Raw genomic sequence first — 14,377 nt, forward strand, 5'->3', positions numbered from 1 at the left:
CGTACGCCGGTCACGCACCGCCACCCTCACTTCAAGGTCACGAAAACGTATCGGGCATATCGAACACCGTCCTTCACACGGAGCCCACAGGTTGGCTAACGTGCCCGCGGGCCGTCCGATCCCGACCGGCGAACCTCGCCGGTCCGTGCGGCCCCCGCCGAGTCCGGCCGCGCGCCGGAGCCGGGGACCCGCACGCACCACCTGGGGTGAATCGGTCCGGCCGCCCCGCCGGACCGTAGGGCAATCCTTCCGGACGTCACGCCCGAACCCGACAGCTAACCCGGTAGGCGGGAGACGGAAGGAGGCGCCGCCTTGGCGTCGCACCGAAAGCCCCGCCCGGCCGGCCTGCTCACGGGCATACGCACCCCCGCACTGGCGACCGTCGCCCTCACCTCCGTGGCCCTGCTCGCACAGACCGCCCAGGCCGCGCCGTCGGACCGTCCCGGCCTCGAAGAGGTGCAGGAGAAGGTCGACCGCCTCTACCGGCAGGCCGAGGCCGCCACCGAGAAGTACAACTCGGCCAAGGAGCAGAGCAGGAAGCAGCGCAAGGAACTCGACAAGCTGCTCGACGAGGTCGCCGAGCGCACCGAGGAGCTGAACGAGGCCCGCGAGAAGCTCGGTTCGTACGCCGCCGCCCAGTACCGCTCCGGCACGGCCCTGCCCGACACCGCCACCTTCCTCCTCGCCGACGCGCCCCAGGACTACTTCGACCAGGCCCAGCTGATGGACCGGCTGACCGGCCGCCAGCAGGAGGCCGTCGAGGAGTACGTGGAGCGGCAGGCGGACACCGCCGAGAAGCGGCAGGAGGCCACCGAGAGCCTGCAGACCCTCAACTCCTCCGAGGACCAGCTGCGCACCAGCAAGGCGACCGTCCAGAAGAAGCTCACCGACGCCCGTGAACTGCTGGCCGAGCTGACCGCCGAGGAGAAGGCGCGGCTCGCCGAGATCGAGCGGAAGAAGGAGGAGGAGGCCCGCCGGAAGGCCCAGGAGCTGGCCGAGCAGCAGGCGGCCGAGGAGAAGGCCCGCCAGGAGGCACTCGCCGAGCAGGAGACCGAGGACGCCTCCGGCGGCAGCGGCTCGGGTACCGGCTCCGGCGGGACCACGGGCGCCTCCACCTCACTGGGGCAGAAGGCGGTCGCGTTCGCCGAGACGCGGATCGGCCTGCCGTACGTCTGGGGCGCGACCGGCCCGGACTCCTACGACTGCTCCGGCCTCACCCAGGCAGCCTGGAAGGCCGCCGGCGTGGACCTGCCGCGCACCACCTACGACCAGGTGAACGCCGGAACCACCGTCCCGGTCTCCGAGGCCCGGCCCGGCGACCTGGTCTTCTTCTACGACGACGTCACCCACGTGGGCATCTACACCGGTGAGGGCATGATGATCCACGCCCCCAAGCCCGGCACGTACGTGCGCGAGGAGTCGATCTACTACGACGGCGAGGGCTCCATCCACAGCATCGTCCGCCCGGCCTGACCGGCCGCCGCACGGCTCCTGCTCCGGGGCGAGATCGCCCGGACACACGCGGACGGCCCGCACGCCTGGAGCGTGCGGGCCGTCCGCGTACCTGCGTCACCGGCGCCGGGTCACGTCCACAGCACCGCGATGAAGATGTTCACCGTGGTCAGCGCGCCGACCAGGGCGAACTGCCCCTTGGACACCCGCTCCTCGTCCCGCTTCACGTAGACCAGGCCGAGAATCACGATCAGCAGCAGCAGCTTGATGCCGATCTTGATGTGGTTGACCGAGCCGCCCTGGGCCTCGTTGAGGCCGACCAGCACGATGCCGGTGACCAGCATGGTGAGGGCACCGTGCAGCATGCCCGGGGTGAAGCGGGCGGTGCCCTGACCGATGGCCTTCATCTGGTGGAAGAAGCCGCCGAGCAGTGCGGCGATTCCGATGATGTGAAGACCGACGAAGATGTGCAGGAGAACGTCCATGGCGGGGAGCCTAGCCACCGCCTCGGAGGGCTCCGGCGGCGGGCCGCCCGTAGCACCCCGCCCGCCACATTCGCCTCATAAGTATGCATTCGGTCATCCCGCCCCACGGATCCGCCAAGACCGAACCACAACCCGTCACCTCACGCGACGCTGTGACTCTTTGCGTTCATCTGCGTACAAACCGTTACCGGATGGTGACGTACCGGATTAGCGTCCTCCCCCAGGTGCCCGACTCCCCCTCCGTCGTCCTGACCGGGACGGCGTCGGGCACCGCATCGAAGGCTCCGGCGGCGGCCTGCCTCCCCTGTGCGGGTCGCCGCCGGATGCGTGACCGTCCCGCCCCGGGGCGGGACGTACGGAAGGACATGGACTCCACGTGGCAGCGCACCGCAAATCCCCACAGCACAAGCGGAGCGGCGGCAGGGCCCGCACACTGCTCACCGCGGTCCTCGCGGGAGCGGCCGCGTCGGCGGGGCTGGACGGAGTCGGAAACGCCGCGCCGAAGCCGACCCCGGAGCAGGTGCGCGAGGAGGCCGACCAGCTCTACCGCGAGGCCGAGGCGGCCACCGAGAAGTACAACGGCGCCAAGGAGAAGACGCAGGCCGCCGAACGCCGGGTCGACAAGCTGCAGGACGAGGCGGCCCGCCGCACCGAGGACCTCAACGCCGCCCGCGCGTCACTGGGGTCGGCCGCAGCGGCACAGTACCGCTCGGGCAACGGCCTCGGCCCCGCGATGCGGCTGGCGCTCTCCTCGGACCCGGACCGCTTCCTGCGGGACGCCGGCATGGCCGAGCGTGCCGGAGCCCTCCAGGCCGCCGAGATCGCCTCCGTCTCCCGGCAGATCCGCGAGCTGGACGAGGTGCGCGAGGAGGCCCGGACCGAGCTGGAGGAACTGCAGGACCAGCAGGAACGGGCGGAACGGCACAAGAGGACCGTCACCGCGAAGCTGGCGAAGGCCCGCCGCCTGCTCTCCCAGCTCACCGCCGAGGAGCGCCGGCGCCTGGCCGCCCGGACCGGGGCCGGGGACGGTACCGGGGGCGGGGCTGCCGAAAGTCCGTCCCGGCAGAACGGGAACGGTCCCGGTGCCGCCGGCCGGCAGAACCCGGGCGGCTCGGGCGGCAGGATCGCCGCGCCCACCTCGCGCGCGGCCGCGGCCGTCGCCTACGCCCAGCGCAAGCTCGGCAGCCCGTACGTCTGGGGCGCCACCGGCCCCAACGCCTTCGACTGCTCCGGCCTCGTCCAGGCCGCCTACCGGTCCGCGGGCATCTCCCTCCCGCGCACCACCTACGCGCAGATCGGCGCCGGACAGCGCGTCACCCGGTCCCAGCTCCGCCCCGGAGACCTGGTGTTCTTCTACCCGGGCGTCACCCACGTGGGCATGTACATCGGCAACGGCAAGATGATCCACGCCCCCAACCCGTCGGCCCCGGTGCGTGTCGCCCCCGTCGACGAGATGCCGTTCGCGGGAGCGACCCGGGTGGTGTGAGGGCCGGTCGGCCCGGCCTCACACCAGCCGACGTGCCGTGGCCCAGCGGGTCAGCTCGTGCCGGTTGGACAACTGCAGCTTGCGCAGCACCGCCGACACGTGGGACTCAACGGTCTTCACCGAGATGAACAGCTGCTTGGCGATCTCCTTGTAGGCGTACCCGCGGGCGATCAGCCGCAGCACCTCCCGCTCCCGCTGGGTGAGGCGGTCCAGGTCCTCGTCGACCGGCGGGGCGTCCGTCGAGGCGAAGGCGTCGAGGACGAAGCCGGCCAGCCGGGGCGAGAAGACGGCGTCGCCCTCCTGGACCCGGAAGATGGAGGCGATCAGGTCGGATCCGGTGATCGCCTTGGTGACGTAGCCGCGGGCGCCGCCGCGGATCACACCGATGACGTCCTCCGCGGCATCGGAGACGGACAGGGCGAGGAACCGCACCGGACGCTCGGCGTCGGCCGCCAGCCCCGCACACCGGCGCAGCACCTCGACACCGCCGCCACCCGGCAGGTGGACGTCGAGCAGGACCACCTCCGGCCGGGTGGCGGTGATCACCTCGACGGCCTGGTCGACGTCGGCGGCCTCGCCCACCACCTCCACACCGGTGCGCGCCGTCTCGCCGATCTCGGCGCGCACCCCCGTGCGGAACATGCGGTGGTCGTCGACGAGCACGACCCTCACCCGGCGCCCGGCGCCCGGCGTGCCGCCGGGCTCCCCGCCGGCACTCGCCGCCTCGTCGGCCGTGCCCTCTGCTCCGGTGGCTCCGGTCGCCTCGCTCATGACGTCTTCTCCGCCCTCTCCATCTCCAGCTCGACCTCGGTGCCCCCGTCGGGCGCGGCCCGGACCCGGGCCGTTCCGCCGTTGCGTTCCATGCGGCCGATGATCGACTCCCGGACGCCCATCCGGTCGGCGGGTATCGCGTCGAGGTCGAAGCCGGGGCCTCGGTCGCGGACGGACACGAAGACCGTCCTCCCCTCCACCTCGGCGTAGACCTGAACGGGTCCGCCGTCGCCACCGTACTTGGCGGCGTTCACCATGGCTTCCCGGGCGGCCTGGATCTGCGCACCCAGTTTCTCGTCGAGCGGGCAGTCACCGACGACCACGACCTCCAGCGGAACCCCGTGGTTGTCCTCCACCTCCGCGGCGGTGCCCCGGACCGCCTCGGCGAGCGTCTCGGGCTCCGCCTCCTCGTCCTTGCCCGATCCCTCCGGCCGGTACAGCCAGGCGCGCAGCTCACGCTCCTGGGCGCGGGCCAGCCGACGGACCTCGCCGGGCCTGTCGGCGTGGCGCTGGATCAGCGTCAGGGTGTGCAGCACCGAGTCGTGGACGTGGGCCGCCACCTCGGCGCGCTCCTGGGCCCGGATGCGCATGAGGCGCTCCGCGGAGAGGTCCTGCGTCATCCGCACCAGATAGGGACCGGCGAGCAGCGCCACCCCGACCAGGACGGCCAGCGCGGCCTGCAGCACCGAGCCGAGGTGGGCGGCCGACCCCTGCAGCACGAACATCCCCGAGACGCCCGCCGTCACCAGCAGGACACCGGCCGCGGCGCGAGCGAGCGTCACCGTCCGCCGACGGCGGCCCACCTCCATCCAGCGGGCCCGCCGCGCGTTGTCCGCCTGCCGCCACACCAGGGCGACGCCGGCGCCGACCAGCACCGCGGGCCACAGATAGGCCCGGGCGCCGCCCAGGTCCACGCTGCCCACGAAGATCAGGGCGACCACGACCATCAGGAGCAGCGCGACCAGCTGGCCCCGGTCGGGCTTCCGCGGGGCCAGACGGCGGGGCGAGGAGGGTCCCGGCCCTGCCGCGCCCTGCTGCTTCCCGCTGCCAGCGCCTCCCCTGACGTCCGTCGCCCCCGAACCGCCGACGCCGCCGACTCCGCCGACTCCGCCGACGCCCAGCGGCACGAAGAACCAGAAGGCGGCGTACAGCAGCGCGCCCATCCCCTGCGCCACGAACAGACCCACGAAGATCAGGCGGACCCAGGCCACGGGCAGCCCGAGGTGCCCGGCGAGCCCCCGCGCCACGCCCCCGAGCCAGCGTCCGTCGCCGCTGCGGTAGAGCTTGCGCGGCGGCCGCGGTTCGTCGAGTACTGCTGCGGCTTCCGGCATGCACTGATCGTCACACGGCACGCCCCCAGGGTCATCAGGGTCCACCCCCGAGACGTCCCTGATCCGGTCCACGGCGCGCCTCGAACAGTTCCCCCTGCACCTGTCCGGGGGCGATTTCAGGGTTTCCCCAGGGTCGTTCCCGCTCCCGTGAAGCCGTCCCGCCCGTCACCATGAACACATGACGGATCACCACCACTCGCCGGCAGCCGCGTCCCCGGACGCGGAGCGGCGTTCCGGTGCGTCCGCGACCGATGCCGGGCCACCCGAGCAGGAGCCGCGGCCGCTGCGCCGGGACCGCCGCCACAAGATGCTGGGCGGCGTCTGCGCGGGCCTTGGCCGGCAGTGCGACATGGATCCGGTGATCTTCCGGATCACCCTCGCGGTGCTCTCGGCGACCGGCGGGATCGGTCTGGCCTTCTACGGCTTCGCCTGGCTCCTCGTCCCCTACGAGGACGAGGAGGAGAACGAGATCCGCCGCCTGCTCACCGGGCGGGTGGACGGCCCCGCACTGGCCTCCGTGCTGTTCGCCCTGGTGGGCTGCGGGGTGTTCCTCTCCATGCTCGGCAACGGCGGCGTGCTGACCTTCGGCGCGGTGCTCTCCCTGCTGCTGGCCGGGGCGGGCTACTGGTCCCGCCGCAGGACCGCCCCCGGGCCGGACCCGCTGGCCGCCCAGGCGGCCGCGGACGCCCCGCCGGAGGCGCAGGCTCCCCCGGTCGCGGCTTCGCTCCCCTCCTGGTGGCGCGAACCGATCGTCAAGGACGGCACCTACGTAGGGGGCACGGGCTACCTCTGGGGTCCCGGTGACCTGGGGAACGCCTCCGACCGCGACCTCGCGGCGGCGTTCGCCGTCTCCCGCAGCGCCGCGGCCACCGCCGTCACCGAGGACGGCACCGCACGTGCCAAGGAAGGGCCTGGCCGTGGCCGCGGCACGCTTCGTCCCCGCTCGCTCGGGGGGATCACGTTCCTGCTGGCCGTGGTGGCGGGTTCCCTGACCGCCGGCCTTTCCTGGTCCGGGGTTCCGCCGGTGACCGCCCTGCAGCAGGGCCTGGCCTGCGCTCTGCTCGTCTTCGGCACAGGCACGGTGGTCAGTTCCTTCCTGGGCCGGACGGGCGCGGGCACGTTCTTCTGGAGCCTGGTCACCGCCGGCCTGCTCACGGTGACCGCCGCCCTGCCGCCGAACGCCGACGCGGACTGGATACGCGTGGAGTGGCAGCCCCGGACCGCTGCCGAGGCCCGCGAGGGCTACCAGCTGGGTGCGGGACTGGCCCGGCTCGACCTGACGGACGTGCCGGTGAAGGACGGGCGGACGGTACCGGTCCGGGTGGAGCTGGGTGCCGGGCGCCTGGAGGTGGTCGTCCCGGACGACGTGACGGTCCGGGCGAGGGTCGAGGTGGGTGTGGGCGACATCCGCTCGCCGGCGGCCGCCGGTAAGGACACCGGTCTTGGAGGCGGGCTGCTCGAGGAGTACACGCTGCCCGCGGTGAGTGGCGCGGAGCCGAGCGGCACCGGCATCGGCAAGGGCACCGACCAGGGCGGCAACGGGAACGGCAACCGCCGGAGCGACGGAGAAGCCGGGACGCTCGACCTGTGGCTCGAGGTCGGCGCCGGGAGTGCGGAGGTGACCCGTGTGGCGTCATGAGTTCCAGCCGGGGCGTTGCATATCGGGCCTGGTCCTGGTCACCGCCGGAGTGCTCTACACGGGTGACGCGGCCGGGGAGTGGGAGGTGGCGTGGTTCGTGGCGATCCCCCTGGTCGCCGCCGGGTTCTTCTTCGCCGCCGTGGCAGGGCTCACCGCCCACCTCATCCGTGGCGCACGCCGGGACGCCCACGGCGATGGCGGTCAGCACGGCGACGGTGACGGCGGTCGGCACGGCGTCAGCGGGGAGAGCCGCGGTGCCGGTGACGGCCGGGGCGGGGGCGCCCACCTGATCGGCTGAGCGGGGCAGGCGCGGCCGAGCTCCGGTGAGCTGTGGGTCTCACGATGCGAACCCCGGTGGAGGCGTCCCGGGTCCACGGTCCATACTTGCCACATGTCCGCATACTCGAGCTTCGCGTTTACCTATGGCACCCGGCCCGCCGGCTGCCATGGTCGTGTTGCTCACCGCGGATAACCGCAGAGCGACTTCCCAGGCGCCCCGGGCCGGCAAGGCCCGGGGCGCCTGTCGTTTCCCGGACCCGACCGGCGCCGGGGCCTCACCGCATCAGACGGAGGAGACCCCGATGAGCATCAATTCCACCACCACGCGCACGTCCGGCCCGTCGACCGCTTCGGCGGACAGCCCGGCGTCCGCCACGGCCGTCGTCCCGGCCGACGTCCCCGCGGTCGACCCGGCCGCAGTCATCGCCGACGCCCGGTCGCGGATCGACGCGTTGGACGACCACATCCTGGGGCTGCTGCAGGAACGCATGGCCGTGTCCGCCGTCATCCAGCAGACCCGGATCTCCGCGGGCGGACGGCGGGTGAACCTGTCACGCGAGATGGAGGTCCTCTCCCGCTACCGCGACGCGGTGGGCCGCCCGGGCACGTCCCTGGCGATGACCATCCTCGAGCTCTGCCGCGGCCGCGTCTGAACGGCCGCGCGTCCGCACCCACCCCACGCCCGCGCCGCGCCGCACCCGCGCCGCACGCACACCCACCCCCACACCCGCGCCCGCCTCACGACGGCCAGGGCGGGGCAGCCCCGGACCGCCACCGCCGTCGCCCCCCGGGTGCCCCGCCCGCGGTGAACCGCTCCCGTCCGCGCCACCACTCCGTCCACCGTCCACCGTCACCCGTCCGGGACCGTGACCGTCCGCCCGCGCGCTTCGTTTATCCGGTTGTCCGTGCCGGCCAGGCACGGCTCCCGAGAAAACCACGCGTGGCTTGCTGGAGCGACGAGGCGTACGGATCACCATGCCGTCCGCCGTGGGACCGTCGCTGCAGGGTCGTGACCGGACGGCAGGGGACAGCAGCCCGGTCACCCAACAAAACGGCCGGCTCCGGGGACGCCCGGAGCCGGCCGACGGGGCCGCCACCCACGGCCCCTGTCCAGCCCCCTGTCCAACCCCCTGTCCAAGGGTTGTGCTGCGGAGCCGCAGCAGGACGGCGCGGACAGCTCAGGCGGTTGGTACGCCTACGCCTCGTACGGCTCCACCCGCACGACAGCCGCCGCGCGAACCGTCGCTATTCGGTGCTTCCCGCCGCCTCCACCGCAGCCGGTGCGTCGGCCGGCTCCAGGTCCGGGTCCGCCGGGGCGGCGGGCTTCGGCATGGTGACCTCGGGCGTCGGGGCGTCCGCCTTCGGCGGCACCGCAGGCATGCCGAGGAACGGCAGCTTCAGCGCGGCGAAGGCCTTCTCCGGCACCACCGGGGTCCGCGGCGGCACCGCGGACAGCCGCTGGTACGCCTGGCCCTGCGCCGGCCGCGGATCGTCCTCGCCCTTGTTGGGCCAGAACGACATCGCCCGCTCCGCTTGTGCCGTGATGGTCAGCGACGGGTTGACGCCCAGGTTGGCGGAGACCGCCGAGCCGTCGACCACCGAGATCCCGGGGTGTCCGTACAGCCGGTGGTAGGGGTCGATGACGCCGGTGTCCGGTGAGTCGCCGATGGGGCAGCCGCCGAGGAAGTGCGCGGTCAGCGGCATGCCGGTGAGTTCGCCGATGTTGCTGCCGGCGAAGCCGTTGATCTCCTCCGACAGCAGGGAGGCCGCCTCCACCGCCGCCTTGATCTGCTTGGGGTTGGGCGCCCCGTGGCCCTGCCGGGCGGTCAGCAGGCCCTTGCCCAGTCCCTTGCCCTTGAGGTGGGTGGTGAGCGAGTTGTCGAGCGACTGCATGACCAGGCCGATGATGGTCCGCTCCGACCAGCGCCGGTTGGACAGCGACCGCAGGGTCAGCAAGGGGTGGCGGAGCGAGTTGCCCAGCCAGCCCAGCACCCGCGCGGCGCCGGTTCCCTTCGCGGCGTACGGCACCTGGAGGACGGTGAGGGCGCCCATGGCGTTGGAGCCCTTGCCGTAGCGGACCGGCTCGATGTGGGTGTTCGCGTCGGGGTGGATCGACGAGGTGATGGCGACGCCCTTGGTGAAGTCCGCCTTCGCCTGCCCGCTGACCCGGTGGTAGCGCCGGTCGTCGGTCTGTGCTCCCACCAGCGCCTCGGAGTTGGTGCGGGTGAGCATGCCGAGCTTGCCGGAGATGCGCGGAAGCTGCCCGCCCTCCTTCATGCGGTGCAGCAGCGTCTGGGTGCCGTAGGTGCCGGCGGCGATCACGACCTGGCGGGAGCGCAGGACGCGTCCCCGGCCGACCCGCTTGCGGTCGGTGCCGATCGTGTCGACGACGAAGCCGCCGTGGCCGTCCTCGGTGACCGACCGCACGGTGGTCATGGGGTGCACGCTCGCCCCGGCCTTCTCGGCGAGGTAGAGGTAGTTCTCGTTGAGGGTGTTCTTGGCCCCGTGGCGGCAGCCCGTCATGCACTCGCCGCACTCGGTGCAGGCCTTGCGGGCGGGGCCGACCCCGCCGAAGTACGGGTCGGCGGCCTCCTGGCCCGGCCGTGCGGTGACGCTGCCGTCGGCGTCCTCGCCGTCGCCGAAGAACACGCCCACCGGGGCGAGGTGGAAGCTGTCGCCCACACCCATCCGCTCGGCGGTCGCCTTCAGGTGGACGTCGGAGGGGGTCATGGTGGGGTTGAGCCGGACACCGAGCATGCGCCGCGCCTGGTCGTAGTACGGCGTCAGCTCCTCCTGCCAGTCCGTGATGTCCTTCCACTGGGGGTCCTCGAAGAAGGGTGTCGGCGGCACGTAAAGGGTGTTGGCGTAGTTCAGCGACCCGCCGCCCACGCCCGCGCCGGCCAGCACCATCACGTTGCCGAGCAGGTGGATGCGCTGGATGCCGTACATGCCCAGCTTGGGGGCCCACAGGAACTTCTTGAGGTCCCAGGAGTTCCTGGGCAGCGAGTCCCGGGTCCAGCGGCGGCCCGCCTCCAGGACGCCGACGCGGTACCCCTTCTCGGTGAGGCGGAGCGCGGTGACCGAGCCGCCGAAGCCGGAGCCGACGACGATCACGTCGTAGTCGTAGGGCGGCCGGCCCTCGGGGGTGTCGGGACGGCCGGCGGTCTTGTCCTGCGAGGCGTTCTCCTGCGACACGTGCGCGCTCCTTACTGAGAACGGTTGACCGGGAGGGGTCACGAACCGGGTCGGTCACGAACCGGGTCGCTCATGAACCGGGTCGCTCATGAACCGGGTCGGCGGTGGGTACGGCTGCCGGGCGCGAGGGGCGGGGCCTGTGGTCCGGGGACGCGGCCCCGCCCGGTGCGGGGGTCAGCGGAAGCGGAAGGCCTTCATCAGCTTCAGGCCGACGTTGAGCACGTTCGCGTACTGCTCGTCGCTCAGGCCGAACGACGGCGCGAGCGGCATCACGCGCTGCACGGCGACGGTCTGCGCCTCGGTGTACTTGAGGATGCCCTCGGAGCCGTGGCGGCGGCCGAGGCCGGAGTCCTTCATGCCGCCCATCGGCGACCGGGCGCTTCCGTAGGCCGGTGCGAAGCCCTCGTTGATGTTGACGGTGCCGGTCTGCAGCCGGGCCGCGATGTGCCGGGCGCGGCGGGTGTCCTTGGACCAGACCGAGGAGTTGAGCCCGTACTCGGTGCCGTTGATCCGCTCGACGGCCTCGTCGAGGTCGCTGAAGCGGTAGACGGAGACCACCGGGCCGAAGGTCTCCTCCGAGCAGACCGCCATGGGGGTCTCGACTCCGTCCAGGACGGTCGGCTCGTAGAAGTAGGGGCCGACGTCCGGCCGGGCGACGCCGCCGGTGAGCACCCGGGCTCCCTTGGCGACCGCGTCCTCGACGTGCCGGGTGACGGTCTCCAGCTGGCGTTCGCTGACGAGGCAGCCCATGTCGGCGCCGTAACCGATGAAGTTGCCCAGCCGCACCGCCCGGGTGCGCGCGACGAACCGCTCCAGGAAGGCCTCGGCCACCGCCTCGTGGACGAACAGCCGCTCGATGGAGATGCAGAGCTGGCCGGCGGTGGAGAAGCAGGCGCGGACGGCGCCCTCGGCGGCCTTGTCGAGGTCGGCGTCCTCCATGACCAGCATGGCGTTCTTGCCGCCGAGCTCCAGCGAGACGCCGACCAGGCGGGCGGCGGCGCGCTCGGCCACCTCACGGCCGGTGCGGGTGGACCCGGTGAACGAGACGTAGTCGGCGTGCCGCACCACCTCGGGGCCGACCACGGGGCCCTCGCCGAGGACGACCTGCCAGACGTCGGCGGGCAGCCCCGCCTCGATCAGCACCTCGCGCGCCCACAGGGCGGTCAGCGCGGTCTCGGTGTCCGGCTTCATCACCACGGCGTTGCCCGCCGCGAACGCGGGCAACGCGTCGCCGACGGACAGCTCCAGCGGGTAGTTCCACGGGGCGATCTGGCCGATCACTCCACGAGGGTGGCGCAGCTCCTCGACCTTGGTGAGCAGCGGCACCGCTCCCAGGTGGCCCTTGGGGGCCAGGTAGGCGGGCGCCTTGCGTCCGTAGTGGCGGGCGGCCATGGCGACGGCCTGCAGCTCCTCGTGGGCGTGCAGGCGGGCCTTGCCGGTCTCGGCCTGGACGATGTCGAGGATCTCGCTCTGCCGCTGGAGCACCAGGTCGTGGAAGCGCAGCAGGACGGCGGCCCGGCGCCGCACGGGGACGGCGGCCCAGGCCTTCTGGGCCACGCGGGCCCGGGCGAACGCCTCCTCGACCTCCGCCACGGAGGATTCCGGCAGCTCGGCGAGCCGGGCACCGGTGAGCGGGCTGTGGTTGTACGTCCGGCCGGAGCCCGTCACGCCCTTGGTCAGCCGGGCCACCAGCTCCGGCGTGACCGCGTCCCCGACGGCGCGCGCGCCGGGCGGGGCGGCGGCCACCGGATTGACTCCGACGCCGTTGTGGTCTGTTACCGCTGCCTGCGAGGCCTGCGTGTCCGTCATGAGGCGCAGGGTATGACGGCCGAAACACTTTGGGTACCCATCGGTAACCCCCCTTCACGTGGTGATCACATCCTGCCAGTGATCGCTGGCACAAAAGCGCTGATCAGGGGTTGTGTGACGGGAGACGCGTCCGTGGAACCCTTTTCGGCCGTCCTGGCTCGTCAGGCCTGGTCGAACTGCAGGGCCTCGATCACCTGCTGCGCCACTTCCTTGCCGCGCGCGGTGACGTCACCCTCGCTCGGGTAACGGATCACGACCCGGTACATCTGCCGCTCGCTGTTCTCGTAGTAGAAGATCCGCAGCTCGACCGGGAGCGAGTCCTGGGACTCCGAGGTGGTGAACCGCACGGTGTTCTCGGCGGCGGGACGTCCCTGGTGCTCCAGGTTGGGCGAGGGCCGGGTCTTCGCCTTCTCCGGCATCTCGAGGTCGTACTCGCCGGACTTCCGGAACCGCTCGTTCTCCGCGTACATCTGGGCCTGCGGGCTCTCGGCGACCTCCGGGAGGGTGTTCTCGCGGGAGTACCGCTCGACCTCCACCCAGATGACGTCGCTGGGGTCGGCGTACCTCACCCACTCCTCGTCGTCGTCCTCGTCGGGCCGGCTCACCTGGTAGGCGTCGGGGACGCTGACGGTCAGGCCGAGGGCCTTCTCCCGGTGCGGCTTCCAGTCGTCCGGCACGCTCCCGCCGAACGGGTCCGCGATCACCAGCCAGGTCGCCAGCGCAGCCGCCAGCACGGCGGCCACCGCGCCGAACAGCACCTTGCGCGGCACCCACACGCCACCGGCGCGCGGCGACGCGGGACGCGGCGGGGCGGGCGGCGCCGGGGGACGCAGCGCGGCCTCCAGCAGCCGGCGCGCTCCGGCGTGGTCGAGCCGGTGGGCGGGGTCCTTGCGCAGCAGCCCGGTGATCACCTCGGCGAGCGGGCCGGGGACACCGGCGGGCGCGGGCGGCTCGGCGTTGAGGACGGCCTGCAGGGTGGCCGGGACGTTGCTGCGGCGGAACGGCGAGACGCCCTGGGTCGCCGCGTAGAGCACCACGCCCAGCGACCACAGGTCCGAGGCCTCCCCCGGGCGCTGCCCCAGCACCCGCTCGGGAGCGACGTACTCGGGGGAGCCGACGAAGGCGCCGGTGTCGGTGAGGCTGGTGTCGCCCTCGGCCTGGGCTATGCCGAAGTCGGTGAGCACGACCCGGTTGTGATTGCCCAGCAGCACGTTCTCCGGCTTGACGTCCCGGTGCAGGATCCGCGCCGTGTGCACGGCCTCCAGCGCGCCCAGCACCTCGAGACCGATCCGGGCCGCCTCGGTGGCGCCGAGGGTGCCCTCCCGCAGGACGTCGCCCAGGGAGCGGCCGCGCACCAGCTCCATCACGATCCACGGCCGGCCGTCGACCAGCGCCACGTCGTGGACGTTGACCACGGCGGGATGGTCGGTGCGGGCGGCGGTGGTCGCCTCGCGCCGCATCCGGGTGTACAGCTTCTCCTGCTCGGCGGCGGGGATGTGGTCCGGGACGCGGGGTTCCTTGACCGCGACCTCGCGGCCCACCGTCTCGTCCGTGGCCCGCCAGACGGTGCCCATGCCGCCGTGGCCGAGGCGGGCGAGCAGCCGGTACCGGCCGGCGATCAGGCGGCCCGCGCCGGGTTCCTGGGCGCCGGACTGCTGCGGGAGGGCCCGGGTGGGCGTCTGCGGATGGGGCTGGGCGTGCGGCGGGTGCGGCGGAACCTGCCCGTGGGCCCCGGCCTGCCGGTCCGCGGGATGCGGCAGGTGCTGACCGGCCGCGTACGGCGACTGCGGCTCTCCGGCCGCCCGGGGCGCGGGCGGCCGCAGGGCGTAGCTGGTCGGTTCCTCGGGCCGGTTGCCGGCTCCCCCGTTGCTGCTCATGACACATCCCTATCGCGCCGCGCCCCCGCGGGGCCACCGCCCGCGGGCAGTGG

The 14,377-nt window shown here is 73.0% G+C and carries 11 protein-coding genes and 1 riboswitch; of the genes, 5 read left to right on the forward strand and 6 right to left on the reverse strand.

Features of this window, described 5'->3' with window-relative positions:
- Positions 1-145: 145 nt before the first annotated feature.
- A riboswitch (cyclic di-AMP (ydaO/yuaA leader) is annotated at positions 146-305 on the forward strand.
- A 7-nt stretch (positions 306-312) separates the two neighbouring features.
- Positions 313-1,473: a C40 family peptidase gene (locus Sfr03f_RS17165; protein WP_108954747.1), complete on the forward strand. Its 1,161-nt coding sequence runs from the start codon at positions 313-315 to the stop codon at positions 1,471-1,473.
- A gap of 110 nt (positions 1,474-1,583) precedes the next feature.
- On the opposite strand, the gene Sfr03f_RS17170 is transcribed toward Sfr03f_RS17165, so the two are convergent.
- Positions 1,584-1,937, reverse strand: a complete 354-nt coding sequence (locus tag Sfr03f_RS17170; RefSeq protein WP_108954748.1) for a hypothetical protein — start codon at positions 1,935-1,937, stop codon at positions 1,584-1,586.
- Positions 1,938-2,313: 376 nt separating this feature from the next.
- Between Sfr03f_RS17170 and Sfr03f_RS17175 the strand changes: the two genes are divergently transcribed.
- Positions 2,314-3,423 (forward strand): C40 family peptidase, encoded by a 1,110-nt coding sequence (locus Sfr03f_RS17175; protein ID WP_108954749.1) that lies wholly within the window; start codon positions 2,314-2,316, stop codon positions 3,421-3,423.
- Between the two features lie 18 nt (positions 3,424-3,441).
- On the opposite strand, the gene Sfr03f_RS17180 is transcribed toward Sfr03f_RS17175, so the two are convergent.
- Positions 3,442-4,194 (reverse strand): LuxR C-terminal-related transcriptional regulator, encoded by a 753-nt coding sequence (locus tag Sfr03f_RS17180; RefSeq protein WP_108954750.1) that lies wholly within the window; start codon positions 4,192-4,194, stop codon positions 3,442-3,444.
- Complete coding sequence (locus Sfr03f_RS17185; protein ID WP_108954751.1) at positions 4,191-5,525, reverse strand: ATP-binding protein; 1,335 nt, start codon at positions 5,523-5,525, stop codon at positions 4,191-4,193. The genes Sfr03f_RS17180 and Sfr03f_RS17185 overlap by 4 nt, the downstream gene beginning before the upstream one ends.
- Before the next feature lie 178 nt (positions 5,526-5,703).
- Between Sfr03f_RS17185 and Sfr03f_RS17190 the strand changes: the two genes are divergently transcribed.
- The 3 genes from Sfr03f_RS17190 to Sfr03f_RS17200 all read left to right on the forward strand — a co-directional run bounded on the left by Sfr03f_RS17190 (position 5,704) and on the right by Sfr03f_RS17200 (position 8,096).
- Complete coding sequence (locus Sfr03f_RS17190; protein ID WP_108954752.1) at positions 5,704-7,164, forward strand: PspC domain-containing protein; 1,461 nt, start codon at positions 5,704-5,706, stop codon at positions 7,162-7,164.
- Positions 7,151-7,462 (forward strand): hypothetical protein, encoded by a 312-nt coding sequence (locus tag Sfr03f_RS31700; RefSeq protein ID WP_308216770.1) that lies wholly within the window; start codon positions 7,151-7,153, stop codon positions 7,460-7,462. Before Sfr03f_RS17190 ends, Sfr03f_RS31700 begins: the two co-directional genes overlap by 14 nt.
- A gap of 283 nt (positions 7,463-7,745) precedes the next feature.
- Positions 7,746-8,096, forward strand: coding sequence for a chorismate mutase (locus tag Sfr03f_RS17200; protein ID WP_108954753.1), 351 nt, complete (start codon positions 7,746-7,748; stop codon positions 8,094-8,096).
- 592 nt (positions 8,097-8,688) lie between these two features.
- On the opposite strand, the gene Sfr03f_RS17205 is transcribed toward Sfr03f_RS17200, so the two are convergent.
- From Sfr03f_RS17205 to Sfr03f_RS17215, 3 genes are all read right to left on the reverse strand, one after another.
- The gene (locus Sfr03f_RS17205) at positions 8,689-10,638 is read right to left on the reverse strand and encodes a GMC oxidoreductase (RefSeq protein ID WP_108954754.1); all 1,950 of its coding nucleotides are present in this window, start codon (positions 10,636-10,638) and stop codon (positions 8,689-8,691) included.
- A 174-nt stretch (positions 10,639-10,812) separates the two neighbouring features.
- Positions 10,813-12,447 (reverse strand): succinic semialdehyde dehydrogenase, encoded by a 1,635-nt coding sequence (locus Sfr03f_RS17210; protein ID WP_108954755.1) that lies wholly within the window; start codon positions 12,445-12,447, stop codon positions 10,813-10,815.
- A gap of 161 nt (positions 12,448-12,608) precedes the next feature.
- A complete protein-coding gene (locus Sfr03f_RS17215) occupies positions 12,609-14,324 on the reverse strand; it encodes a serine/threonine-protein kinase (RefSeq protein WP_108954756.1) in 1,716 nt (571 codons plus the stop codon).
- Between the last annotated feature and the right edge of the window lie 53 nt (positions 14,325-14,377).

This window comes from Streptomyces fragilis (assembly GCF_003112515.1).
GTDB classification, from domain to species: Bacteria; Actinomycetota; Actinomycetes; order Streptomycetales; family Streptomycetaceae; genus Streptomyces; species Streptomyces fragilis.

What these genes read in the sequence shown, in the direction of transcription:
- Sfr03f_RS17190 (WP_108954752.1), top strand. Translation starts at nt 5,704, where the DNA reads ATGACGGATCACCACCACTCGCCGGCAGCCGCGTCCCCGGACGCGGAG.
- Sfr03f_RS17180 (WP_108954750.1), bottom strand. Translation starts at nt 4,194, where the DNA reads ATGAGCGAGGCGACCGGAGCCACCGGAGCAGAGGGCACGGCCGACGAG.
- Sfr03f_RS17200 (WP_108954753.1), top strand. Translation starts at nt 7,746, where the DNA reads ATGAGCATCAATTCCACCACCACGCGCACGTCCGGCCCGTCGACCGCT.
- Sfr03f_RS17210 (WP_108954755.1), bottom strand. Translation starts at nt 12,447, where the DNA reads ATGACGGACACGCAGGCCTCGCAGGCAGCGGTAACAGACCACAACGGC.
- Sfr03f_RS17185 (WP_108954751.1), bottom strand. Translation starts at nt 5,525, where the DNA reads ATGCCGGAAGCCGCAGCAGTACTCGACGAACCGCGGCCGCCGCGCAAG.
- Sfr03f_RS17170 (WP_108954748.1), bottom strand. Translation starts at nt 1,937, where the DNA reads ATGGACGTTCTCCTGCACATCTTCGTCGGTCTTCACATCATCGGAATC.
- Sfr03f_RS17215 (WP_108954756.1), bottom strand. Translation starts at nt 14,324, where the DNA reads ATGAGCAGCAACGGGGGAGCCGGCAACCGGCCCGAGGAACCGACCAGC.